This window comes from Amycolatopsis tucumanensis, assembly GCF_021654135.1.
Taxonomy (GTDB): domain Bacteria; phylum Actinomycetota; class Actinomycetes; order Mycobacteriales; family Pseudonocardiaceae; genus Amycolatopsis_E; species Amycolatopsis_E tucumanensis.
Genome location: NZ_JAKGSD010000017.1, coordinates 39,706 through 61,657 on the forward strand (window position 1 = coordinate 39,706; position 21,952 = coordinate 61,657).

Here is a 21,952-nt window from a genome sequence, read left to right on the forward strand (position 1 = left end):
GATTACCTCACCGCGCAATCGGCTCCCGCGGAAACACCCTCGCCCCACCCGGAGAACCACACGCCCGGCCGATCCCCCGCGCCGCCGCCTGGACCAGTGGCGCCAGGGCCTGCGCCCGAGCCATCCCAAACCGCGCAGCGATACCTCACCAGGCAGCACGCGGGCGGCGAAACCTCACCGCGCAATCGGCTCCCGCGGAAACACCCTCGCCCCACCCGGAGAACCACACGCCCGGCCAATACCCCGCGCCGCCGCCTGGACCAGTGGCGCCAGCGCCGCCGGCTGGGCACCATCGGCGTGCACCACCAACGACACGGCTGCGATCACCGCGCCCGAAGCGTCCCGCACGGGCGCCGCCACCGAGACCGCGTCCGTGGTCACCTGGCCGTCGCTGACGGCGTAGCCGTTGCGGCGCACCGCGGCGAGCATCTCGCGCAGCCGGGCCGGGCTCGTCACCGTCTTCGGTGTGTACGCCTGCAGCGGCGCGGCCAGCACCTCCTCCTGCACCTCCACCGGCGCGTGCGCGAGCAGCGCCAGCCCGACGCCCGTCGCGTGCAGGGCGAACCGGCCGCCCACCCGCGTCCACACCGGAACCGCCTTGCGGCCGGAAATCCGCTCCACGAACACGAGTTCCAGGCCCTCCCGCACGGCGAGCTGCACGTTCTCGTGCGTCACCTCGTACAGGTCCTCCAGGAACGGCATCGCCGCCTCGCGCAGGGCCAGCCCGCGCGGCGCCAGCGAAGCGACCTCCCACAGCCGCAGCCCGACGCGGTACCGGCCGTCCGCGCCGCGCTCCAGCGCGCCCCACGCGACCAGCTCCGCGACCCGCCGGTGCGCGGTCGCCAGCGACAGCCCAGCCCGGCGCGCCAGCTCCGACAGCGTCAGCTCGGGACATTCCGGGGTGAACGCGCCGAGCAGCGCGAGCACCTTGCCGGTCACCGTCCGGACTTCGCCGTCCATCCGATCATCCTGCCCCGCGCCGGCCTACAGATCCAGCACGAGCCGCGGACCGCACGAGCGCGACACGCAAATCATCATCGTGTCGTTCGCGGCGCGCTCGGACTCCGTGAGCAGCGAGTCCCGGTGGTCCGGCACGCCGTCGAGCACCGGCGTCTCGCACGTCCCGCAGGTGCCCTCCTGGCAAGCCGACAGCACGCTCACCCCGGCCTCCTCGACCGCCGCCAGGATCGACTTGTCCGGGGGCACGGTCACCGTCCGGCCGGACGCGGCGAGCTCCACCTCGAACGTGGTCCGCTCCCCCGCGTCCGCGCCCGCCTTCGGGGAGAACCGCTCCACGTGCAGCGACCCGGGCGGCCAAGCGGCGCAGCGCTGCTCGACCGCCGCCAGCAACGGCTCCGGCCCGCAGCAGTACACCGCCACGTCGTCGCGCGGCGAGCCCAGCAGCGCGTCCAGGTCCAGCAGCCCGGTCTCGTCCTGCGGCCGGATCTCCACCCGGTCGCCGTAGCGCGCCACCAGCTCCTCGCGGAACGCCATCGACGCCCGCGTCCGCCCGCCGTACACCAGCCGCCAGTCCGCGCCGGACGCCTCGGCCCGCGCGATCATCGGCACGATCGGCGTGATCCCGATCCCGCCCGCGACGAACAGGTACCGCGGCGAGTCCACGAGCCGGAAGTGGTTGCGCGGCCCGCGGATCCGCACGGTGTCCCCTGTGGACAGCCGGTCGTGCACCCAGGCCGATCCGCCACGCCCGTCCGGCTCGCGCAGCACCGCGACCTGCAGCACGCTCCGGTCCGCCGGATCGCCGCACAGCGAGTACTGCCGCACCAGCCCCTCGCCGAGCAGGAGGTCCAGGTGCGCCCCCGGCTCCCACTCCGGCAGGGGCTCGCCTGCGGGGTGCCGCAGGGTCAGCCGCACCACGCCCGCGGCGAGTTCTTCCTTGCGCTCCAGGAGAACGTCGAGTTCCACTTCGGTCAGCACCGCCGTCATCGCGCACTCCCCGCTCCGGCGAGCACCGGGTCGCCGGCGGGCGCCGGGTCGTCGTGGCCGTCGGGATGGGCCAGCAGCCACTCCCACAGCTCGACCGGGTCCTCCGACTCGTGCTCGGCGCCGCAGTGGCAGACGCCGACGAGGACGTCGGTGCCCAGTTTCCAGTGGATGCGGTACACGGTGTCGCCGTGCAGCATCGCGGTCCGCTCGGTCATCGCGTGGCGGCCTTCTCCGGTTCGCCCGCCATCTTCTTCAGGATGCGCCGCGCGGCGAGGCCGCCGGTATCGATGTTGACCGACAGCTCCTGGTAGCCCTGCGGCTCGGCCTGGATCACCCGCTCCAGGATGTCGAGCGCCTCCACGTCCTGCAGCACCACGGTCCGGTTGCTCTGCGCGAGGAAGTCGGACACCTCCTGGTCGCCGAGCGCGAAGTCCCGTGCCACGGCCCAGAAGTCGTGGGTCGAGTGCTCGGTCTCCGGGGTGATCGCGTAGACGACCTCGACGTGGAACCCGTCCGGGTCGGTGCCGTCGGCGTTGGGCAGCACGCCGACCGGTGCGATGCGGCTGTGCAAAAGGTACAGGCACGGCGGGTGGTACTCGATGTCCTGCCAGCGCGTGATGCGGCCCTGAATGCCGGTCGACTTCGCGTAGAACGGCGGGCAGGCCGCGTCGTCCATGTGGCGGCTGACGTAGATGATCCGCCGGTCCTCGTCGACCTCGGTGGTGATCGGGGTGTTCGCCACCTCCGGCGTGCCGATGTAGCCGCCATGCAGGTAGGTCTCGTGGGACAGGTCCATCAGGTTGTCCACGAGCAGGTCGTAGCGCGCGGCGAGCGGTTCCATGCCGCACACGGTGGTGTAGGCGGGGTCGGCGAGCCACGGCGCGCGCGGGATTTGCGTGGTGTCGGCGCGGGCGGGGTCGCCGATCCACACCCACACGAACGAATCCTGCTCGACGACCGGGTAGGACGGCACGCGCGCGGTGCGCGGGATCCGGGACTGGCCGGGCACGAACACGCAGCTGCCGGAGGGTTCGTAGGTGAAGCCGTGGTAGCCGCAGACGATGCGGTCCCCGTCCAGGCGGCTCTCCGACAGCGGGTAGCGGCGGTGCACGCAGCGGTCGGCGAGCGCGACGACTTCCCCGGCTTCGGTGCGGTAGAAGACGATGGGCTCGCCCAGGATCGTCCTCGCCAGCAGCTCCCGCCCGACCTCGCTCCCGTAGGCGGCGACGTACCACTGGTCGCGCACGAACGCAGTCATCTGCAGCTCCTTCGGTGTAGATGCGACGACCACACTTTCGCTGCCGGGGCCGGGCCGGGACCAGCCGTGTTTTCAGCAGGTGAAAGCTCACCGGCGGAGCGATTTCTCCCACCGGCGGGCCCAGGTGTCCAGCGGCTGGAGCGATTCGACGAGTTCGCGGCCGAGCCGGGTCAGCCGGTAGCCGTCGGCGCCCTCCTCGACGAGGGCGACGTCGGTCAGCTCGGCCAGCCGGGTGGTCAGGACGCTGGAGGACATCCGGTCGCAGCGCCGCTGGAGCTCGCGGAAGCCGGCGGGCGCCCGGTGGAGCTCCCAGATCACGCGCAGCGTCCAGCGCCGTCCGAGCAGGTCGAGCGCCGCCATCACGGGACGTCCGGTGGTCGAGCCGCGGACTGGGGATCCCGGCCGGGGAACGGACTGGTCCGCCATGCCTCACTCCTTGCGCTTCGATTCTCGAAGCAGCATAGTGGTTCGAAAATCGAAGCAGCACTCGCAGGAGGTCCCGTGACCCGGATCGCGCCACTGACCCCGCCCTATCCGCCGGACATCGAGGACGCGCTGCGGCGCTGGATGGCGCCGCACGTCGCGCACGATCCGCTGGTGCTCTTCCGCGTGCTGCACCGGCACTCGGAGCTCGCGTCGCGGATGCGCGTGCTCGGCGCCGGCCTGCTCGCCCACGGGGAACTCCCCGCCGCCGACCGGGAACTGGTCATCGCCCGGGCCTGCGCGCGCTCCGGGTGCGAGTACGAGTGGGGCGTGCACGCGGTGGTGTTCCCCGAGCTCACGGCGGACGAGCTGGCCGCGACGGTGCACGACGGCGCCGATGCCCCGGTCTGGTCACCGCGGCAGCGGGCGCTCGTGGGGGCGGTGGACGACCTGCACGACACCGCGACGGTTTCGCCGGTCAGGTGGGCCGAGCTGGCCGCGCACCTGCCCGACACCCAGCTGCTGGAGTTCCTGGTGCTGGCCGGCTGGTACCGGACGATCAGCGGGCTCGCCAACGCCCTCGCCCTGCCACCCGAACCCTGGGCGGCGCGCTTCCCGGATCAGATCAAGCCCTGAGCCGTCAAGTCCTGAGCAGCCGCCGGAGGATCTTGCCCGTCGGGGACTTCGGGATCCGCTCCACGAACTCGACCTCGCGCACCTTCTTGTACGGCGCGACGCGCTCGGCGACGAACGCCATCAGCTCGTCCGCGCCGACGGTGTCCTCGGTGTCCCCGGTGACCACGAACGCCTTCGGCGCCTCGCCGCCCTCGATGTGCGGCACGCCGACCACCGCGGCGTCCAGCACGGCCGGGTGAGTCAGCAGCACGGCCTCCAGCTCGGCGGGCGCCACCTGGTAGCCCTTGTACTTGATCAGCTCCTTGAGCCGGTCGACGACCCAGAACACGCCGTCGTCGTCGACGCGCACCAGGTCGCCGGTGTGCAGCCAGCCGCCGGTGATGGTCGCGGCGGTGGCGGCCGGGTCGTCCAGGTAGCCGTCCATCACCTGCGGGCCGCGGATCAGCAGCTCGCCGGTCTCGCCGGGGGCGACGTCCGAGTCCGTGCCGGGCGCCACGATCCGCGCCTCGGTGTTCGGCGACAGCCGTCCCACGCTGCCCGGCGGGGTCTCCGTGAAGTCGTCGTCGAACACCTGGTGCGTGCCAGGGCCGGCCTCGGTCATGCCGTAGCCCTGCCGGATCAGGCAGCCCAGCCGCCGTTCCGCGCGCTCGGTCACCTCCACATCCAGCGGCGCGGCCCCGCACAGCGCGAACCGCAGGCTGGACAGGTCGTGGTCCTCCACGTGCGGGGCGGTGGCCAGCGCCAGCACCATCGGCGGCGCGAAGTAGGCGCGCGTCACCCGGTGCGCGGCCAGCGTCCGCAGGTACTCGTCCAGCTCGAACCGCGGCAGCGTCACCACTTTCGCGCCGCCGAGCAGCCCGGAGTTGAGGATGATCGTGAAGCCGTAGATGTGGAAGAACGGCAGCACGGCGGCCTGCACGTCGTCCGGGCCGATCCGCCACCCGGCCCGCGTCTGCGCCAGGTTCGCCACGAGGTTGCGGTGCGTCAGCCGCACGCCCTTCGGGATCCCGGTGGTGCCGCTGGAGAACGGCAGGACCGCGACGCTCGTGGCCGGGTCCAGGTCCAGCTCCGGCGCGGGCCCGTCCGTGAACAGCGACGTGAACGAGCGGGCACGCGGGTGCTCACCCAGCACGAACACCTCGCCCGCGACCTCCAGCGCCTTGTCCACCACCGGCTCCGCGGCGATCAGCAGGCGCGCGCCGGCCAGCCGCAGCTGCTTGGCGATCTCCCCCGGCGTCAGCGCCGGGTTGATCGGGGTGACCGCGGCCCCGGCCGCGATCGCCGCGTGCAGGGCGACCACGAACGACGGCTGGTTGTGGCTCATCAGCGCGATGACGTCCCCGGGCCCGACGCCGTGCGCCGCGAGGCCCGCCGCCCCGGCCGTGACCGCCGAGCGCAGTTCGGCGTAGGTCAGGCTTTCGCCGGTGCGGCCGTCGACGAGCGCGGTCGCGTCGCCGAACCGGGCCGCGCCGCCGATCACGAACTCGGTGAGCGTGACGTCCGGGATCTCGACGTCCGGCAGCGGGCTGCGGTGGATCATCCCCGCTCCTGCGCCAGGCCGAGCACGCGGACGGCGTTGTCCTTGAGGATCTTCGGGCGCACGTGGTCCTTCATGTCGAGCCGCGCGAAGTCGGCCAGCCACCGGTCCGGCGTGATGAGCGGGTAGTCCGAGCCGAACAGCACCTTGTCCTGCAGCAGGGTGTTGGCGTAGCGGACCAGCTGCGGCGGGAAGTACTTGGGCGACCAGCCGGAGAGGTCGATGTACACGTTCGGCTTGTGCGTGGCCACCGCGAGCGCCTCGTCCTGCCACGGGAACGACGGGTGGGCCATGATGATCGTCAGGTCCGGGAAGTCGATGGCCACGTCGTCGAGCAGCATCGGGTTGGACAGGCCGAGCCGCACTCCCCCGCCGCCGCGCATGTTCGCGCCGATGCCGGTCTGGCCGGTGTGGAACAGCGCGGGCAGGCCGTGCTCCTGCGCGATCTCCAGCAGCGGGTACGCGCTGCGGTCGTTGGGCGCGAAGTCCTGCAGGCTCGGGTGGAACTTCAGGCCGCGCACGCCGTGGTCGGCGATCAGCCGCTCCAGCTGCCGGGCGCCCGCTCTGCCCTTGGCAGGGTCGATGCTGGCGAACGGGATGAGCACGTCCGGGTGCTTGGCCGCCGCCTCGGCGATCTCCTCGTTGGACAGCGCGGGGTGCCCGGTGAACGCCTCGATGTCGACGGTGAACAGCACCGCCCCGATGCGGCGCTCGCGGTAGTAGTCCGCGATCTCGTCGATGGTGGGGCGCCGGGCGTCGGCGCCGAAGTAGGCCGAGGACGCCTCGACGAAGTCGTCGGGCAGGGACAGGTGCCCGTGGTCGTCGGTCTCGACGTGGACGTGCACGTCGATCGCCTCGAGCTGGCTGGGATCCATACTTGTCAGGTCTACTGATATGCATCCGGCGCTGTCAATGCCGCTTCTGCTCGCCGGAAGTGTCCGCTTCGTTGCACATCCTCCGGAATTTCGCAGCCGAATGCGATCCGGATCACCGCTCACACCGTGAGAGCTTGGTCATCCGATCCGGCGAAATCAGTTAGCATAGGTCAACTAATTTTCGCTGGTTGGAGTGATGGAAGTGCAGCCTGCGCTCGGTCCCCGCTACAAGTGGATCGCGCTGTCCAACACGACACTGGGCATGCTCATGGCCACGATCAACTCCTCGATCGTGCTCATCGCGCTGCCGGACATCTTCCGCGGCATCGACATCAACCCCCTGGAGCCGTCGAACACCAGCTACCTGCTGTGGATGATGATGGGCTTCCTCGTCGTCACCGCGGTGCTGGTGGTCGGTTTCGGCCGGCTGGGCGACATGTACGGCCGCGTCCGCATGTACAACCTGGGGTTCGCCGTCTTCGCGGTGTCGTCCATCTTCCTGGCGATCACGTGGATGAACGGCGGCGCGGCGGCGATCTGGATGATCGCCTGGCGCATCGTCCAGGGCATCGGTGGCGCGTTCCTGATGGCCAACTCCAGCGCGATCCTCACCGACGCCTTCCCCAGGCGGCAGCGCGGCATGGCGCTGGGCATCAACGGCGTCGCCGCGATCGCCGGGTCCTTCCTCGGGTTGGTGATCGGCGGCCTGCTCGGCCCGGTCGAGTGGCGGCTGGTCTTCCTCGTCTCCGTCCCGTTCGGCGTCTTCGGCACGATCTGGGCCTACCTCAAGCTCAAGGACACCAGTGAGCGCCACCGCGCGAAGATGGACTGGTGGGGCAACCTGACCTTCGCGGTCGGCCTCATCGCCGTGCTCGTCGGCATCACCTACGGCATCCAGCCCTACGGCGGGCACACCATGGGGTGGACCAGTCCGTTCGTGTTGTCCTGCCTCATCGGCGGCGTCGTGGTCCTGGTCGTCTTCTGCGTCATCGAGACCAGGGTCGCGAACCCGCTGTTCAACCTCGGGCTGTTCCGGATCCGCGCGTTCACCTTCGGCAACCTGGCGAACCTGCTCGCCTCGCTGGGCCGCGGCGGCCTGCAGTTCGTGCTGATCATCTGGCTGCAGGGCATCTGGCTGCCGCAGCACGGCTACAGCTTCGAGAAGACCCCGTTGTGGGCCGGCATCTACATGCTGCCGCTGACGATCGGCTTCCTCGTCTCCGCGCCGGTGTCCGGCATCATCTCCGACCGCATCGGCGGGCGGTTGCTGTCCACCGGCGGCATGCTGATCACCGCCGTCAGCTTCGTCCTGCTGGAAGTCCTGCCGGTCGACTTCGGCTACTGGGCCTTCGCCGCGATCCTGCTCCTCAACGGGCTCGGCATGGGCCTGTTCACCTCGCCCAACCGGGCCGAGGTGATGAACAGCCTGCCGAACAACGCGCGCGGCGCGGGCGCCGGGATGACCGCGACCTTCCAGAACTCGGCGATGGTGCTGTCCATCGGCTTCTTCTTCAGCCTGATGATCGCCGGGCTCGCCGACCACCTGCCGTCGGCGATGGCGCAGGGCCTGACCGCCAACGGCGTGCCCGCCGCCGACGCGAACCAGATCGCGTCGCTGCCGCCGGTCGGCGTGCTGTTCGCCGCGTTCCTCGGCTACAACCCGATCGAGCAGCTCCTCGGCGGCGTCCTGCACACCCTGCCGCCGGACCAGGCCGCCTACCTGACCGGCCGCAGCTTCTTCCCGCAGCTGATCTCCGGGCCGTTCGCGGACGGATTGACCGCGGCGTTCTGGTTCGCGATCATCGCCTCCGTGGTCGCCGCGCTCGCGTCGTGGTTCACCGGCCCGGCCCGCAAGCCCGCGCCGGGGCAGCCGCACGAGACCGTCGGCTCCGAGCTCGCCGCCGCGGTGGGCGACCTGGTCGACGTGAGCGAGCAGGACACCGTCGCCACGGGCCCCGGCCGCATCGCGGGCCGTCTGCGCACCGCGGGCGGCAACGCGCTCGCCGGCGGCGTGGTGACCGTGACCGGCGCCGACGGCAGGCAGGCAGGCCGCACCAGGGCCGGCGCGGACGGCGGCTACGCGGTGTCCGGCCTGCGCCCCGGCACCTACACGCTGATCGTCACCGCGCCCGGGTTCCAGCCGGAGGCGGCCGCGGTCGCCCTCAACGGGTCCGGCGCCGTGCGCGACTTCGTCGTGTCCGGCGGCGGGACCGTGACCGGGATCGTGCGCCGCGCCCCCGGCGGCGCAGGAGCCGGCGACACCGCGGTGGTCGCCACCGACGGCGGCGGCCAGGTCGTCGGGCAGACGCGCACCCTCGACGACGGCACGTTCCAGCTCGCCGGCCTGCCCGCCGGGGAGATGACGGTGACCGCGCACCTGGACGGCCACCGCCCGGCAGCGGCGACCGTCGTGGTGACCGGCACCGAACCGGCCGTGGCCGACCTGCTGGTCCAGGCCGCCGGGGCGCTGCGTGGCACCGTCACCGGGCCGGACGGCCGCCCGGTCCCCGGCGCGCGCGTCACCGTCAGCACCGCCGCGGGCGAACTCGCCGCGGCCGCGGTGACGGACGAGCACGGCGGCTACGCGGTGGACGACCTCGCGCCCGGCGACTACACCGTGGTGACCAGCCTGTTCGAGCCCGTGGTGCGGCAGGTGGACCTGAGCGGCGGCGAATCGGCGACCGTCGACGTCGACCTGCACGCCGGCCGTCCCGAGCAGGCCCGCTCATGACCGAGGTGACCGGACGGGTGCGCGACACCCGGGACGCACCCGTGCCCGGCGCGGCGGTCACGCTCGTCGACTCCGGCGGGCAGCAGATCGCGCGCGGCGCCACCGGGCCGGACGGCGGCTACCGCCTGCCCGCGCCCGGCCGCGGCGTCCACGTCCTGATCGCCTCGGCGCCGGCGTACCGGCCGGAGGCGGTCACCCTGACCGTCGGCGACACCGCGGCCGTCCTGGACCTCGTGCTGGACAGCGCGACCGGGCTCGGCGGCGTGGTCCGCTCCGCGGCCACCGGGGCGCCGGTCGCGGACGCGACCGTGACGCTGGCCGACGCCCGCGGCGAGGTCGTCGGGTCCTACATCTCCGGCCAGGGCGGCGAATACTCCTTCGGCGCCCTGCCCGCCGGGACCTACACGCTCGCCGTGAACGCGCCGGGGTACCGGCCGTCCGCGGTGGCGGTGCACATGACCGACGCGAGCGTGCGACAGGACCTGGAGCTGGCGGAGGCCGCGGTCATCCACGGCACGGTCAACGTGCGCGACCTGCCGCGGCCGTGGCCGCGGATCACGGTGAGCCTGCTGGACGAATCGGGCGTCCTCGCCCGGCGCACGTTCGCAGGCGAGGACGGGCACTACGCCTTCCACGACCTCGAACCCGGCACCTACACCGTCGTCGCTACGAGTTACGCACCGGTAAGGAAAGCGGCGCGCGTCGGCGGCGGCGACACCCGGCTGGACGTGCGGCTCACCTGAGCGTTTCCCCCGGCGGGACAAGGCGAACCACCTTCCGTCGACCACCCGGGCACGGTGCGTCAAGATCGCGGAGAGTGGTGGACACGGGCGGGGTCGGAGTGGTTGCATAGCGTTCACCGGCGCGGGTTCGGCCACACGCGGGGGAAGGGGTCCCCGCGACGGTTGAGCCGCCGCACGTGACGAACCCAGGCAGTTAGGACGACATGGCGACGCGGGCTCGAGAACTGCTCAACCGCTCACGCGCGCTGCTGGACCGCTCGAGGGAAGCGGCCTCGCAGCTCTTCGGCCCCCCACCCGCGCAGCCGCCACCGCGGCGGCCGCCGGTGATCGTGCAGTCCCCGTCCCAGGCGGAGCGCGAGCGGGCCAACGAAGAGGCGCTCGCCGCGCTCTGCGCGAACGTGGCGCTGCGCGACCTCAACCTGGTCGACTCCCTGCTCTCCCAGCTGGAGGAGATGGAGGCCAGGGAGGAGGACACCGAGCGGCTCGGCGAGCTGTACCGGCTGGACCACCTGGCGACCCGGCTGCGCCGCAACGCGGAGAACCTGCGCGTGCTGGCCGGCCGCGACGCCACCGACACCGCGACCGAGACGACCTCGCTGGTCGACGTCGTGCGCGGCGCGATGTCGTCGATCGACCAGTACGCCCGCGTCAACATCGGGCGGATCGTGTCGCTGGGCGTGGTCGGCTTCGCGAGCGAGGACCTCAGCCGGCTGATCGCCGAACTGCTGGACAACGCGACGAAGTCCTCGCCGCCGAACACCCCGGTGCGGGTCAGCGCCCACCTGACCGAGGCGGGCAGCGTGCTGGTGCGGATCGAGGACGAGGGCATCGGGCTGCCGCCGGACCGGCTGCAGGAACTCAACGACCGGCTCTCCGGCGAGCCGGTGCTGGACGACTCCTCGGTGCGGCACATGGGCCTGGCGGTGGTGCGGCGGCTGTCCGCCCGCCACGGCATGCGCACCCGGCTCGACCGCCGCGTCCCGCACGGCACCACCGCGTCGGTGCTGCTGCCCGCGGGTCTGGTCGCCGATCTGCCGGAGGCCAACTGGTCCGGCACGCAGACGGTGGTGTTCCCGCAGGCGCCGCGCGGCACCGCGGTGGCCGAGGCGCCCGCCCAGCCCCGCCACCGCTCCGGGCTGCCCAAGCGGGAGCCGGCGCCGCCGAGGCCGGCGCCCGCGCGCCGCCCGCAGCCGGAGTCGATGGTCGGCGGCACCACCGCCAGCGGTCTGCCGCGCCGCGTCTCGCACAGCCTGAAGAACCCCCAGGGGCAGGCACCCGCGGCGGAGCCGACCCCCACCGAGGACCGCGCCGCCGGGCACGAGAAACTGCTCGCCGATCTCGGCGCCTTCACCGACGGCGAACGTGCGGCGCGCGAGAAGCAGGGCACCGACGAATCCGGGGAGCAGCAGCAGTGACCGCCGACACCGGCCAGGACTTCACCTGGCTGATCAACGACTTCGTCCGCAAGGTCCACGGCGTGTCGCACGCGCTGATCATGTCCTCGGACGGGTTCCCGCTCACCGCCTCCGACGACATGTCGACCGAGGAGCGCGAGCAGCTCGCCGCGATCGCCAGCGGGCTGCTCAGCCTGGCGCGCAACAGCGCGGCGCTGTTCCACAAGGGCACCTGCGAGCAGATCATCATCCGGCTCACCCACGGGTACTTCCTGTTCATGGGCATCGACGCGCACGCCGGGCTGGCGGTGCTGACCACCTCCGACTGCGACATGAAGGTCGTCGCCTACGAGATGACGCAGTTCGTCTCCAGCGCCGGCCACGCGCTGACCCCCGAGATGCGCGCGGACCTGCGCCGCGTGCTCACCGGCCGCCGGCCCCAGGCCTGAGCACTCCCGACAGGATGTGATTCGCGATGTCCCAGGACACCGGGCCGGACGAGCGGGCGGTCAAGCCGCGCAGCAAGCGGATCCGGCCGTACACCCTGACCGGCGGCCGCACCAGGGCACGGCACCAGCTGCTGGTCGAAACGCTCATCTCGGTGCCCCAGTACGACCCGGCCCTGGCGGAGAAGCTCATGCCGGAGTCGCGGGCTCTCTACGAACGGGCCCGCTCCCAGGTCTCGATCGCCGAGCTGTCCTCCCTGCTGACCATCCCGCTCGGGGTGGTCCGCGTGCTGGTCAGCGACCTGGCCGCGCAGGGGGCGGTGTTCATCCACCCGACCGCCCACGCCTACTCCCACGACCGGAACATGCTCGAGAGGATCCTCAATGGACTCAAGCAGCTCCCCGTCTGATCCGGGCCTGCTGACGATCTCGGCGAAGATCGTGATCGCGGGCGGGTTCGGGGTGGGCAAGACGACGCTGGTCGGGTCCGTGTCCGAGGTGCCGCCGCTGAACACCGAGGCGTGGATGACCGAGGCCGGCGAGGGTGTCGACGACCTGCCGCCGGACGGCGCCAAGACCACCACGACCGTCGCGATGGACTTCGGCCGGATCTCGCTGTACGACGACCTGATGCTGTACCTGTTCGGCACGCCGGGGCAGGCGCGGTTCTGGTTCCTGTGGGACGACCTCTCGCGTGGCGCGCTCGGCGCGATCGTGCTGGTCGACACCCGGCGGCTGGACCAGTCGTTCGCCGCGATCAACTACTTCGAGAACGACTCGGACCTGCCGTTCATCGTCGCGATCAACCGGTTCGACGGAGAACTCGCGCACGACGTCGACGAGGTCCGGGAGGCGCTGGCGCTGAGCCCGGACGTCCCGCTGGTCACCTGCGACGCCCGCGACAAGGCGTCGGTGCTGGAGACCCTGCAGGAACTGGTGTCCTACACGCTGTCACTGGCCGAAGTCTCGGAGGGGGGCCGGATCCGCGCCCATGCGTAAGATCCTGATCGTCGGTTCGGGCCAGTCGGGCCTGCAGCTCGCGCTGAGCCTGCAGGAGCACGGCTACGACGTGACCGTGATGTCCGCGCGCACGCCGGACGAGATCCGCGCCGGGTGGGTCACCTCGACCCAGTGCATGTTCGCCGACGCGCTCGCCATCGAGCGCAAGCACGGGCTGAACCTGTGGGACGACGTCGCTCCCCGTGTCGCGGGGCAAGGGTTTTCGATGGCCGGACCGGACGGGCAGCGCGCGCTGAACTGGATCGCCTCGTGGGACGGCGGACCGGCGCAGTCCATCGACCAGCGGGTGAAGATGGCGGCGTGGCTCGAGTTGTTCGAGGAGCGCGGCGGCAACGTCGTGATCCACGGCGTCACCACGGCCGACCTGAACGGGCTGGCGCGGCTCTACGAGCTGGTGATCGTCGCGGCTGGCAAGGGCGAGCTGGTGCAGCTGTTCGACCGCGACCCGTCGCGATCCCCTTACACGAAGCCGCAGCGCCGGCTGTCGGTGTCCTATGTGCACGGTCAGGAGTCGCGTCCGGAGCGGCCGGGCACCACCGACGTGTGGATGAACATCATCCCGGGCGTCGGCGAGCTGATCAACATCCCGGGCTACACGCTGTCCGGGCCGTGCGACATCTTCTACGTGTCCGGCATTCCGGGCGGGCCGTTCGACGCGTTCGCCGACCGGCCTCCGGCGGAGGAGCAGCTGCGGCGGCACCTGGAGCTGTTCCGGCAGTACATCCCGTGGGAGTACGAGCGGGCGAAGAACGCCGAGCTGACCGACGGCAAGGCGGTGCTGGTCGGCGGGTACCCGCCGGTCGTGCGGCGCCCGGTGGGCGAGCTGCCGTCCGGCGGGTTCGTGCTCGGCATGGCGGACGTGGTGGTGGCGAACGACCCGATCACCGGTCAGGGCGCGAACAACGCGGCCAAGTGCGCCGAGTCGTACCTGGGCAGCATCCTGGAGAACGGGGACCGGCCCTTCGACCGGGAGTGGATGCAGCGGGCGTTCGACCGGTACTGGGAGCACGCCCAGTGGGTCACGATGTTCACCAACGCGATGCTGCAGCCGCCACCGCCGCACGTGCAGCAGATCCTCGGGGCGGCGCAGACGAACCCGGCCGTGGCGAAGCGGTTCGTGAACGGCTTCAACAACCCCACGGACTTCCAGCACTGGCTGCTGGACCCCGCCAAGACGGAGGAGTACCTGGCTTCGGTGTGACCGGGCGGCCGGGGCCGCCCGGCGCCCGTGTCAGTGGCCCACGTCGATGACGACGCGGGTCGGTGCGGTGAGCGTGAACACCCGCACCCAGGACTTGTAGCGTGTGCCGAGGCCGATCGACACGTAGCCTTCGTAGTCCCCGGTCACCGCGACGGCCATGACGTTGCGGAGGTTGCGGGTGCGGAACTTGTCGGGACCCGGATAGGTGCGGTTGCCGTTGTCGTCGTGGGCGCGGGCGGGCGTGGTGCTGACGGCGACGAAGTGCTCGCCGGTGAGCCACACGATGTCGCCGGAGCCGTCGGCGATCAGCTCGTCGACCCACTCGTAGGACGCTTGGGGCGCGGGGCCCGTCATGTCCAGCACGACCCGGTCGAAGCCGGTGTTGAGGCCGGTGCGGATGTTCGTCATGGTGGCGACACCCGGTTGCGCACCGGCCGGCGCCGCCGCGACGACGGCGCCCGAGAGCGCGAGCAAGGCGGCGGCGCAGACCGCGAACAGCCGCCGTGGGGTGAGGGTCATCGGTGACCTCCTGCCGGGAGGGGATGGGGTTCCCAGCGCTGGTGCCTCAAGAGACGTGCCCGGTGGGGTGGAGGTTGTCCGGGTTCGGTCTCGGAACGGACACCGCGCCCGGCGCGCCCGCCGGCCGGGCCGGAGGCCCGCGACTCCGCACGGCCCCGCCTGGGCCGCGCGCGCCGGAGGTCCATGAGCGGCGGCACCGCCGCGGTTCGGACGGCACCCCCGGACGAGGCCGGAGGCCCGCGGGTGGTGGCGCCGCTGCGGTTCGGACGACCCGCCTGGCCCCGCGCGCCGGAGACCCATGGGCGGCGCACGGCTGCGGTCCGGACGGCCCCGCTGGACGGGGCAGGAGCCCCGTGGGCGGCGGCACCGCTGCGGTTCGGACGGCCCCGCCGAACGGGGCCGAAGGCCCGTGAGCGACGGCACCGCTGCGGTTCCGACGCCCCGCCTGGCCCCGCGCGCCGGAGACCCATGAGCGGCGGCACCGCCGCGGTCCGGACGGCCCCGCCGGACGGGGCCGGAGGCCCGTGGGCGGCGGCGCCCGGTTCGCACCCGGCCGGCCGGGCCACCGCCCCCGGGCACCTTGCGCCCGCAGCCGCCATCGCGCGGCCCCTTCGGCCGATCACCGCGGCCCAGCGCACGCCTGGGCACCTACCCCCACCAGCGGAAATCACCACCCAGCTGCACCCCTCCGGCCGCCACCGCGCCCGCCGGCCGCAAAGCACCTGCGGGCCCTCCCGCCCCGCCACCGCGCCCCACCGTCCCACCGCCCGACGCGAACCACCACCCGGCCGCTCCCCTTCCGCCCCGCGGGCGGGAACCACCGGGCACGGGCCTAGCGTTCCCAGCGCACCTCCGCCCAGGGCACCTCCCGCGTGCCCCGGTGCAGCACCTTCGCCAGCCACGCCAGCAGCCACGGCCCACGCTGGCTGGACCGCTCGTACCCCAGCAACCGGCCCCGCCGGCGAGGAGTCACCAGCACCGCCACGGTCCGTTCCCGGCCGAGCTCGTCCAGCCGCGTGATCAGGTCGGTCACCTTCCCGAGCGGGCGGCCGCTCGCGTCGTACACGCGGCGTCCCAGCAGGTCGCTCGCCCGCACCTCATCCCCCGGCATGTCCGGCTCCCGGGATGCGCGAGATCAGCTTGTCCCGCAACCACTTCTCCAGCGGCGGCACCTCCAGCACCTCCGCGCGCAGCGACAGCGTCACCTCGCTGCTCACCTGCTTCACGTGGTCGTAGGTGATCCGCAGCGGCTCCGTCCGCCCGCCGCCCAGCCGCGCGGCCAGCCCGCACAGCACCTTCCCGAGCAGGCCACCGATCCGCTGCCCCAGCGCGTACTGCCCGACCAGCAACGCGACGACGTGGTAGGTGCCGTCGGGGCCGCGGGCCAGTTCGACGTCGTCGACCTTGCCGACCGGGTGCCCGTCGACGTCGACGATCTGGCGGTCCAGCAGGTGGAATTCGACCCGCAGCGGGTCCGGGCGGCCGTGGGTCATGTCTGCCCCATCCCGGTGATGATCATGAGCGGGATGGCCGCGACCGCGGCGGTGACGATGATGATCAGGAACGTCACGCCGAGGAAGTTCTGCACCCGCCCGTTCGCGTGGTCGCCGAGGTAGTCCCGGTCGTTGGCGACGACCAGGATCGGCAGGTAGGTCAGCGGCAGCACCACCGCGCTGAACAGCAGCGACAGCTCGGTGATCTGCACGGGATCGATCGTCGTCAGCAGCGCCGCCGTGCCGAGCAGCACGCTGACCAGCACGACGGTGTGGAACCGCGCCGCCTCGCGGGGTTTCACCAGTTTGCCCCACTGCCAGCCGAAGTACTGCGCGATCGAGTACCCGGTGGACAGCCCGGTCTCCAGCGCGGCGCCGAACGTGGCCGCGAAGAACCCGATCATCACCACGACCAGGCCCAGCTTCCCCAGCGCCAGCGCGACCGGCAGCGCGGTCTGGCTGAGCTGGTCGACCTGGACTCCGGCGGGGAAGAACACCGTCGCGGCGCAGCCCATGATCGCCAGTCCGAGCAGCCCGCCGAGGGGGAAGCCGACGAAGGTGTTGCTGCGCTCGGTCGCCAGGTCCTTCGTCGTCCACTTCTCCTCGACCCCGCCGGAGCTGAAGAAGAACACCTCGTACGGGGTGAGGGCGGAGGCGAACAGCGACACGGCGAGGTAGCCCCAGGTGCCCCAGTTCTCGCCCTGCGGCGGGCCGGCGTGCGTGAGCTGCTCGGCGAAAGTGCCCCACGGCGGGTCGAGCGCGATCAGGGCGACCACGAACACCACCAGCGCCAGCCCGAACACGCCGAACACCTGCTCCATCACCTGGAACTTCACGCGCCACAGCACGATCCACACGGCGAACGCGGCCAGCGGCACCCACAGCACGTGCGGCAGGCCGCTGGCGAGCTGGATGGTCAGCGCGATGCCGCCGATCTCCGCGGTCAGGGTCAGCAGCGTGACCAGGTAGGACCCGACGAGGTTGGTCATCGCGATGCGCGGGCCGAGGCGCTCGCGCACCAGGTCGAACACGGCGCGGCCGCTGACCGCGGCGACCCGGCCTGCCATCTCGGCGAACACGCAGATGCCGACGACGCCGACGACCACGATCCACGCCTGCCGCATGCCGAAGCGGGCGCCGGACTGGGCGTTGGCGACCAGGTCGCCGATGTCGACGAACCCCCCGATGGCGGTGAGGATGCCCAGCGTGACGGCGATGAGCTTCTTCACTGGTGGCTCGTCACGAACGTGGTCAGCTCGTCGGCGGCCCGCACCAGCTGGGTGTCCGCCGCGGCGATCCGGCCGGTGTCGCCCGAGTCCAGCGCATCCCTGGCCTCGGTGACGCGCGCGACCGCGTCCTGCAGGCGGGGGTGCAGCTCGTCGTAGAGCTGCTGGGTCTCCGGGCTGGTGGGCGGCCGGCTGTCCAGCTCGTCGAGCGCCTTGGTGGCGGTGGCGAGCACGTCGTCGGTGGCCGCGGTGGCGTAGGTGGGGAACAGCCTGCCCTCGGTGTGGGCGCGGATGATCTGGTGCAGGGTGCCGACGGCGGAGAGGCCCTCTTGCGCGCGGACGACCGCACTGTCCTCGTAGCTCGCTGCTGAGCTGCCGGAACAGGCGGTGAGCGTGACCGCGAGCGCGAGACCCGCGAAAGCCGTCCTCTTCCGCATCAAGGGCGGTGTACCCCTTGGTCAACTCCGCAAACAGGGGTGCTTCTCAGGGGTTTCACGGCCGCGCCGCAGGCGATTCTCAGAGAAGCGGGGTTCACTGGACGGCGGAGGAGGGGCACTCATGAGCTACTACCCACCGCAGTACGACCCCTGGGCGCCGCCACCCCCGCCGCCGCCACGCCGGAAGCGCGGGCTGGGCACGGTGCTCGCCACGCTGGGCCTGGTGGTGCTGGTCGTGCTGGGATTCGTCGCGTGGGACCTCGGCCGCGGGTCCCTGTCGCCGGGCAGCGCCTCGTCGCCGCTGGAGCGGAGCCTGCGCAACGAGCAGACCGGCAACTCGACGCTCGACGTGGCCGACGTCGCGGAGAAGGTCGAGCCCGGGCTGGTCGACGTGTACTCCACGCTCGGGTACTCCGGGCAGCAGGCCGCGGGCACCGGGATGGTGCTCACCGGGGACGGCAAGGTCCTCACGAACAACCACGTCGTCGCGGGCGCGACCAGCATCAAGGTGACCGACGTGGACACCGGCCGCACCTACCGCGCCGAGGTCCTCGGGTACAGCCGATCGCGCGACGTGGCGCTGCTGCAGGTGCAGAACGCCTCCGGGCTGGGCACCGTCACCACGGGAGACTCGTCGGAGGTGTCCGTCGGCGATCCGGTGGTGGGGCTGGGCAACGCGGGCGGCGACGGCGGCGAGCCCAGCGTGTCACCCGGGAAGGTGACCGCGCTGAACCAGTCGATCACCGCGACGGACGAGTCGACGGGCAGTTCCGAGCAGCTGACCGGGCTCATCCAGGTGGACGCGAACATCCAGTCCGGCGATTCCGGCGGCGCGCTGGCCGACGCCGAGGGCCGGGTGATCGGGATGAACACCGCGGCCTCGACCGGTTACCAGTTCGGGCAGAACGGGCGCACCGCCGGGGTGAGCGGGTTCGCCATCCCGATCGACGACGCGCTGAGCCTGGCCCAGCGCATCGAGGCCGGCCAGGGCTCCGACACCGTCCACATCGGACCGTCGGCGTTCGTCGGCGTGTCGGTGAGCGACGCGGGCGGCTCGGGCGCGCTGGTGCAGCAGGTGGTGCCCGGCGGCCCGGCGGACGACGCCGGGCTCGTCGCCGGTGACGTCATCGTCGCCCTGGACGGCCGCGCGGTCGGCTCGGCGACCGACCTGACCGCGGTGATGGACACGCTGCACCCCGGCGACCGGGTCGCGGTGACGTGGCTGGACCAGTCCGGGCAGCAGCGCAGCGCGACCGCCACCCTGGTCGAGGGGCCGGTGGGTTAGCCCCCGCGGGGCCGGGGTAGCTGGGAGGTATGACGAACACAGCTCCCCTGCCCGCGGAGCAGGGCGGACGGCCGAGGACCGCGATCGTGACCGGTTCCGACTCCGGTATCGGGCGGGCGATCGCCGTCGCGCTCGGTGGTGGCGGCGTGGACGTCGGCATCACCTGGCACCGGGACGAAGAGGGCGCCAACGCGACCGCCGCGCAGGTGCGCGAAGCCGGCGCACGCGCCGAGGTGCGGCAGCTCGACCTCGGCGACCTGCCCACGGCGGCGGCCGCGATCGACGAGCTCGCCGAGGCGCTCGGCGGCGTCGACGTGCTGGTCAACTGCGCCGGCACGGGCACCGGCCAGCGGGTGATGGACATGGACTTCGACACCTGGCGGCACGTGCTGAGCGTCGACCTGGACGGCGCGTTCCTGTGCGCGCAGCGGGCGGCGCGGCACATGATCGACGCCGGTGGCGGCGGGCGGATCGTCAACATCACCAGCGTGCACGAGCACGCCCCGAAGGTCGGCGCGGCGCCCTACTGCGCGGCGAAGGCCGGGATGGGCATGCTGACCAAGGTGCTGGCGCTGGAGCTGGCCGAGCACGGCATCACGGTCAACTCGGTCGCGCCGGGCGAGATCTCCACGCCGATGACCGGCCAGACCGACGTGAACCCGCGCGACCAGGAACGCCCCGGCGTGCCGCTGGGCCGGACCGGGCACGCGGACGAGGTCGCCGCCGTGGTGGCGTTCCTGACCACCCCCGCGGCCGGCTACGTGACCGGATCGTCGTACGTGGTGGACGGCGGGATGCTCCTCATGGGCCCCCAGGGCGCCTCCGGCCTCGGCGACAACAGCTGGCGCAAGATCTGACGCGGCCCGTGTTCCGCGGGCGTGAACGTGGGACTCGCGGCGTCACGCCAGTTCCGCCAGCACCGCTTCGATGCGGCGCGCCAGCCACAGATCCGGCTCGGTGACCCGGCCCGGGAAGCCGGTGGTGACGGTGAACGTCAGCTCGCCCCGGCGGCGTTCGAACTGCGCGTGGTCGCTCAGTTCCGCCGCGTCCCGCTGCACGCGGCCGATCAGCGCGCCGTGCGCCTGCTCCGGCACGTGCACGGTGCGCGAGAGGTGGCCGGCGTCCCCGCGCCACTCCGCGAGCCCATCCAGCCCCCGGGCGATTTCGGTGTCCGACAACGTCTCCGGCACGACGTCCTCCTTCCGTTTCCCGGGCGGGTACCCGTGGCCCGCCCGGCGAACCGCGCAAGATTGGAGAAGACGCGCGGCCCCCTTGCTCCTTACGGTCTAACCACCTGACACGGGAAGGAGCGGCGATGAGCGGGGTTCGCGTGCTGGTCGGCACACGCAAGGGTGCTTTCGTCCTGACGTCCGACGAACGGCGCGCCGACTGGGAGGTCACCGGCCCGCACTTCCCGGGCTGGGAGATCTACCACCTCAAGGGCTCCCCCGCCGATCCGGACCGGATCTTCGCCGCCCAGTCGACGAGCTGGTTCGGCCAGCTGATCCAGCGTTCCGACGACGGCGGGAAGACGTGGCAGCCGGTGGGCAACGAGTTCGCCTACGAGGGCGTGCCGGGCACCCACCAGTGGTACGACGGCACACCGCACCCGTGGGAGTTCGCCCGCGTGTGGCACCTCGAACCGTCGCTGACCGACCCGGACCTGATCTACGCCGGGGTGGAGGACGCGGCGCTGTTCCGCTCGAACGACGCGGGTGCGACCTGGCAGGAGCTGCCGGGCCTGCGCGGGCACGGCTCCGGCCCCAAGTGGCAGCCGGGCGCGGGCGGGCTGTGCCTGCACACGATCATCCAGGACCCGCGCGACGCGAACCGCCTGATCATCGCCATTTCCGCGGCGGGCGCGTTCCGCACCGAGGACGGCGGCAAGACCTGGCAGGCCATCAACCACGGCCTGAAGTCCGGCCAGATTCCCGATCCGGACGCCGAGGTGGGCCACTGCGTGCACCACATCGCGCGCCACCCGGAGCGCCCGGACGTGCTGTTCATGCAGAAGCACTGGGACGTGATGCGCAGCGACGACGGCGGCGACAACTGGTACGAGATCAGCGGGAACCTGCCGACCGACTTCGGGTTCGTCATCGACGTGCACGCCCACGAGCCCGACACCGTCTACGTGGTCCCGATCAAGAGCGACGAGCACCACTTCCCGCCGGACGGGCGGCTGCGCGTGTACCGCAGCCGCGGCGGCGGTGAGGAGTGGGAGCCGCTGACGGCCGGGCTGCCGCAGGAGAACTGCTACGTCAACGTGCTGCGCGACGCGATGGCGGTGGATTCGCTGGAGTCGTGCGGCGTCTACTTCGGCACGACCGGCGGTCAGGTGTACGCGTCGGCCGATTCCGGGGACACCTGGGCGCCGATCGTGCGCGACCTGCCCGCGGTCCTGTCGGTGGAGGTCCAGACGCTGCCATGATCCGCGTCCACCTGCCCGCGCACCTGCGCACCATCGCCCACATCGACGGCGAGGTCGAACTGGACCTGAACGGCGCCGTCACCCAGCGTGCCCTGCTGGACGCGCTGGAAGAGCGCTATCCCATGCTGCGCGGCACGATCCGCGAGCACGGCACCGGGAAACGACGGGCGTTCGTCCGGTTCTTCGCCTGCGAGGAGGACCTGTCGCACGAGGAGCCGGACGCCCCCCTGCCCGCGCCGGTGGTCGCGGGCACCGAACCGTTCCTCGTGATGGGCGCGATGGCGGGCGGTTGACTTTTCCCTGGCCCCGCACGGAAACCGCGGAACATTCACCACCGGGGTGAGGCTTGG

General features: G+C 72.2%; 25 protein-coding genes. 12 read left to right on the top strand and 13 right to left on the bottom strand.

Going from position 1 to position 21,952, the window contains the following annotated elements; genetic code table 11:
• Window positions 1–174: 174 nt before the first annotated feature.
• From L2C96_RS18425 to L2C96_RS18445, 5 genes are all read right to left on the bottom strand, one after another.
• Window positions 175–960: an IclR family transcriptional regulator gene (locus L2C96_RS18425; RefSeq protein WP_237337124.1), complete on the bottom strand. Its 786-nt coding sequence runs from the start codon at window positions 958–960 to the stop codon at window positions 175–177.
• A gap of 24 nt (window positions 961–984) precedes the next feature.
• Entirely contained in the window at window positions 985–1,947 is a 963-nt protein-coding gene (locus L2C96_RS18430; protein ID WP_237337125.1) for a PDR/VanB family oxidoreductase, read from the bottom strand.
• Complete coding sequence (locus tag L2C96_RS18435) at window positions 1,944–2,162, bottom strand: hypothetical protein (RefSeq protein WP_020422152.1); 219 nt, start codon at window positions 2,160–2,162, stop codon at window positions 1,944–1,946. Before L2C96_RS18435 ends, L2C96_RS18430 begins: the two co-directional genes overlap by 4 nt.
• A complete protein-coding gene (locus tag L2C96_RS18440; protein ID WP_237337126.1) occupies window positions 2,159–3,205 on the bottom strand; it encodes an aromatic ring-hydroxylating dioxygenase subunit alpha in 1,047 nt (348 codons plus the stop codon). The genes L2C96_RS18435 and L2C96_RS18440 overlap by 4 nt, the downstream gene beginning before the upstream one ends.
• An 87-nt stretch (window positions 3,206–3,292) precedes the next feature.
• The gene (locus tag L2C96_RS18445) at window positions 3,293–3,631 is read right to left on the bottom strand and encodes a winged helix-turn-helix transcriptional regulator (RefSeq protein WP_237337127.1); all 339 of its coding nucleotides are present in this window, start codon (window positions 3,629–3,631) and stop codon (window positions 3,293–3,295) included.
• Window positions 3,632–3,706: 75 nt separating this feature from the next.
• On the opposite strand from L2C96_RS18445, the gene L2C96_RS18450 reads away from it, so the two are divergent.
• Window positions 3,707–4,264, top strand: coding sequence for a carboxymuconolactone decarboxylase family protein (locus L2C96_RS18450; protein ID WP_237337128.1), 558 nt, complete (start codon window positions 3,707–3,709; stop codon window positions 4,262–4,264).
• A gap of 4 nt (window positions 4,265–4,268) precedes the next feature.
• Here the strand turns inward: L2C96_RS18450 and L2C96_RS18455 are convergent, their stop codons facing one another.
• A complete protein-coding gene (locus L2C96_RS18455) occupies window positions 4,269–5,804 on the bottom strand; it encodes an AMP-binding protein (protein WP_237337129.1) in 1,536 nt (511 codons plus the stop codon).
• Window positions 5,801–6,676 (bottom strand): amidohydrolase family protein, encoded by an 876-nt coding sequence (locus L2C96_RS18460; RefSeq protein WP_237337130.1) that lies wholly within the window; start codon window positions 6,674–6,676, stop codon window positions 5,801–5,803. The genes L2C96_RS18455 and L2C96_RS18460 overlap by 4 nt, the downstream gene beginning before the upstream one ends.
• 196 nt (window positions 6,677–6,872) lie before the next feature.
• Here L2C96_RS18460 and L2C96_RS18465 point away from each other — a divergent pair, with 196 nt between their 5' ends.
• From L2C96_RS18465 to L2C96_RS18495, 7 genes are all read left to right on the top strand, one after another.
• Window positions 6,873–9,407 (top strand): MFS transporter, encoded by a 2,535-nt coding sequence (locus L2C96_RS18465; protein WP_237337131.1) that lies wholly within the window; start codon window positions 6,873–6,875, stop codon window positions 9,405–9,407.
• Complete coding sequence (locus L2C96_RS18470) at window positions 9,404–10,150, top strand: MSCRAMM family protein (protein WP_237337132.1); 747 nt, start codon at window positions 9,404–9,406, stop codon at window positions 10,148–10,150. The genes L2C96_RS18465 and L2C96_RS18470 overlap by 4 nt, the downstream gene beginning before the upstream one ends.
• A 203-nt stretch (window positions 10,151–10,353) precedes the next feature.
• Entirely contained in the window at window positions 10,354–11,565 is a 1,212-nt protein-coding gene (locus L2C96_RS18475; protein ID WP_237337133.1) for a sensor histidine kinase, read from the top strand.
• Window positions 11,562–11,993, top strand: a complete 432-nt coding sequence (locus tag L2C96_RS18480; RefSeq protein WP_020422161.1) for a roadblock/LC7 domain-containing protein — start codon at window positions 11,562–11,564, stop codon at window positions 11,991–11,993. The genes L2C96_RS18475 and L2C96_RS18480 overlap by 4 nt, the downstream gene beginning before the upstream one ends.
• A gap of 26 nt (window positions 11,994–12,019) precedes the next feature.
• Window positions 12,020–12,400 carry a DUF742 domain-containing protein gene (locus L2C96_RS18485; RefSeq protein WP_020422162.1) on the top strand — a complete coding sequence of 127 codons (381 nt, stop codon included), beginning with the start codon at window positions 12,020–12,022 and terminating at the stop codon, window positions 12,398–12,400.
• A complete protein-coding gene (locus tag L2C96_RS18490) occupies window positions 12,375–12,989 on the top strand; it encodes a GTP-binding protein (RefSeq protein ID WP_020422163.1) in 615 nt (204 codons plus the stop codon). The genes L2C96_RS18485 and L2C96_RS18490 overlap by 26 nt, the downstream gene beginning before the upstream one ends.
• A complete protein-coding gene (locus tag L2C96_RS18495; RefSeq protein ID WP_020422164.1) occupies window positions 12,982–14,211 on the top strand; it encodes a styrene monooxygenase/indole monooxygenase family protein in 1,230 nt (409 codons plus the stop codon). The genes L2C96_RS18490 and L2C96_RS18495 overlap by 8 nt, the downstream gene beginning before the upstream one ends.
• Before the next feature lie 30 nt (window positions 14,212–14,241).
• On the opposite strand, the gene L2C96_RS18500 is transcribed toward L2C96_RS18495, so the two are convergent.
• From L2C96_RS18500 to L2C96_RS18520, 5 genes are all read right to left on the bottom strand, one after another.
• Window positions 14,242–14,730 (bottom strand): AMIN-like domain-containing (lipo)protein, encoded by a 489-nt coding sequence (locus L2C96_RS18500; RefSeq protein ID WP_237337134.1) that lies wholly within the window; start codon window positions 14,728–14,730, stop codon window positions 14,242–14,244.
• Window positions 14,731–15,562: 832 nt separating this feature from the next.
• Window positions 15,563–15,841, bottom strand: a complete 279-nt coding sequence (locus L2C96_RS18505) for a PRC-barrel domain-containing protein (protein ID WP_020421306.1) — start codon at window positions 15,839–15,841, stop codon at window positions 15,563–15,565.
• The gene (locus tag L2C96_RS18510; RefSeq protein ID WP_020421307.1) at window positions 15,828–16,223 is read right to left on the bottom strand and encodes a hypothetical protein; all 396 of its coding nucleotides are present in this window, start codon (window positions 16,221–16,223) and stop codon (window positions 15,828–15,830) included. Before L2C96_RS18510 ends, L2C96_RS18505 begins: the two co-directional genes overlap by 14 nt.
• The gene (locus L2C96_RS18515; RefSeq protein WP_237337135.1) at window positions 16,220–17,452 is read right to left on the bottom strand and encodes an NRAMP family divalent metal transporter; all 1,233 of its coding nucleotides are present in this window, start codon (window positions 17,450–17,452) and stop codon (window positions 16,220–16,222) included. The genes L2C96_RS18510 and L2C96_RS18515 overlap by 4 nt, the downstream gene beginning before the upstream one ends.
• Complete coding sequence (locus tag L2C96_RS18520; protein WP_237337136.1) at window positions 17,449–17,886, bottom strand: hypothetical protein; 438 nt, start codon at window positions 17,884–17,886, stop codon at window positions 17,449–17,451. The genes L2C96_RS18515 and L2C96_RS18520 overlap by 4 nt, the downstream gene beginning before the upstream one ends.
• A gap of 121 nt (window positions 17,887–18,007) precedes the next feature.
• Between L2C96_RS18520 and L2C96_RS18525 the strand changes: the two genes are divergently transcribed.
• Together L2C96_RS18525 and L2C96_RS18530 are read left to right on the top strand one after the other, a co-directional pair.
• A complete protein-coding gene (locus L2C96_RS18525) occupies window positions 18,008–19,171 on the top strand; it encodes a S1C family serine protease (RefSeq protein WP_237337137.1) in 1,164 nt (387 codons plus the stop codon).
• Window positions 19,172–19,200: 29 nt separating this feature from the next.
• Window positions 19,201–20,028: an SDR family oxidoreductase gene (locus L2C96_RS18530; protein ID WP_051123626.1), complete on the top strand. Its 828-nt coding sequence runs from the start codon at window positions 19,201–19,203 to the stop codon at window positions 20,026–20,028.
• A gap of 42 nt (window positions 20,029–20,070) precedes the next feature.
• On the opposite strand, the gene L2C96_RS18535 is transcribed toward L2C96_RS18530, so the two are convergent.
• Window positions 20,071–20,361, bottom strand: coding sequence for a 4a-hydroxytetrahydrobiopterin dehydratase (locus tag L2C96_RS18535; protein ID WP_237337138.1), 291 nt, complete (start codon window positions 20,359–20,361; stop codon window positions 20,071–20,073).
• 125 nt (window positions 20,362–20,486) lie between these two features.
• On the opposite strand from L2C96_RS18535, the gene L2C96_RS18540 reads away from it, so the two are divergent.
• Window positions 20,487–21,602: a WD40/YVTN/BNR-like repeat-containing protein gene (locus L2C96_RS18540; protein WP_237337139.1), complete on the top strand. Its 1,116-nt coding sequence runs from the start codon at window positions 20,487–20,489 to the stop codon at window positions 21,600–21,602.
• A complete protein-coding gene (locus L2C96_RS18545) occupies window positions 21,599–21,895 on the top strand; it encodes a MoaD/ThiS family protein (protein ID WP_020421313.1) in 297 nt (98 codons plus the stop codon). Before L2C96_RS18540 ends, L2C96_RS18545 begins: the two co-directional genes overlap by 4 nt.
• Window positions 21,896–21,952: the final 57 nt, after the last annotated feature.

Excerpts from the sequence above, each read along its gene's own strand:
- L2C96_RS18475 (WP_237337133.1), top strand. The coding sequence starts at position 10,354 with ATGGCGACGCGGGCTCGAGAACTGCTCAACCGCTCACGCGCGCTGCTG.
- L2C96_RS18530 (WP_051123626.1), top strand. The coding sequence starts at position 19,201 with ATGACGAACACAGCTCCCCTGCCCGCGGAGCAGGGCGGACGGCCGAGG.
- L2C96_RS18485 (WP_020422162.1), top strand. The coding sequence starts at position 12,020 with ATGTCCCAGGACACCGGGCCGGACGAGCGGGCGGTCAAGCCGCGCAGC.
- L2C96_RS18505 (WP_020421306.1), bottom strand. The coding sequence starts at position 15,841 with ATGCCGGGGGATGAGGTGCGGGCGAGCGACCTGCTGGGACGCCGCGTG.
- L2C96_RS18460 (WP_237337130.1), bottom strand. The coding sequence starts at position 6,676 with ATGGATCCCAGCCAGCTCGAGGCGATCGACGTGCACGTCCACGTCGAG.
- L2C96_RS18470 (WP_237337132.1), top strand. The coding sequence starts at position 9,404 with ATGACCGAGGTGACCGGACGGGTGCGCGACACCCGGGACGCACCCGTG.
- L2C96_RS18435 (WP_020422152.1), bottom strand. The coding sequence starts at position 2,162 with ATGACCGAGCGGACCGCGATGCTGCACGGCGACACCGTGTACCGCATC.
- L2C96_RS18430 (WP_237337125.1), bottom strand. The coding sequence starts at position 1,947 with ATGACGGCGGTGCTGACCGAAGTGGAACTCGACGTTCTCCTGGAGCGC.
- L2C96_RS18510 (WP_020421307.1), bottom strand. The coding sequence starts at position 16,223 with ATGACCCACGGCCGCCCGGACCCGCTGCGGGTCGAATTCCACCTGCTG.
- L2C96_RS18520 (WP_237337136.1), bottom strand. The coding sequence starts at position 17,886 with ATGCGGAAGAGGACGGCTTTCGCGGGTCTCGCGCTCGCGGTCACGCTC.
- L2C96_RS18445 (WP_237337127.1), bottom strand. The coding sequence starts at position 3,631 with ATGGCGGACCAGTCCGTTCCCCGGCCGGGATCCCCAGTCCGCGGCTCG.
- L2C96_RS18525 (WP_237337137.1), top strand. The coding sequence starts at position 18,008 with ATGAGCTACTACCCACCGCAGTACGACCCCTGGGCGCCGCCACCCCCG.
- L2C96_RS18440 (WP_237337126.1), bottom strand. The coding sequence starts at position 3,205 with ATGACTGCGTTCGTGCGCGACCAGTGGTACGTCGCCGCCTACGGGAGC.
- L2C96_RS18495 (WP_020422164.1), top strand. The coding sequence starts at position 12,982 with ATGCGTAAGATCCTGATCGTCGGTTCGGGCCAGTCGGGCCTGCAGCTC.
- L2C96_RS18490 (WP_020422163.1), top strand. The coding sequence starts at position 12,375 with ATGGACTCAAGCAGCTCCCCGTCTGATCCGGGCCTGCTGACGATCTCG.
- L2C96_RS18455 (WP_237337129.1), bottom strand. The coding sequence starts at position 5,804 with ATGATCCACCGCAGCCCGCTGCCGGACGTCGAGATCCCGGACGTCACG.
- L2C96_RS18540 (WP_237337139.1), top strand. The coding sequence starts at position 20,487 with ATGAGCGGGGTTCGCGTGCTGGTCGGCACACGCAAGGGTGCTTTCGTC.
- L2C96_RS18425 (WP_237337124.1), bottom strand. The coding sequence starts at position 960 with ATGGACGGCGAAGTCCGGACGGTGACCGGCAAGGTGCTCGCGCTGCTC.
- L2C96_RS18465 (WP_237337131.1), top strand. The coding sequence starts at position 6,873 with ATGGAAGTGCAGCCTGCGCTCGGTCCCCGCTACAAGTGGATCGCGCTG.
- L2C96_RS18500 (WP_237337134.1), bottom strand. The coding sequence starts at position 14,730 with ATGACCCTCACCCCACGGCGGCTGTTCGCGGTCTGCGCCGCCGCCTTG.
- L2C96_RS18545 (WP_020421313.1), top strand. The coding sequence starts at position 21,599 with ATGATCCGCGTCCACCTGCCCGCGCACCTGCGCACCATCGCCCACATC.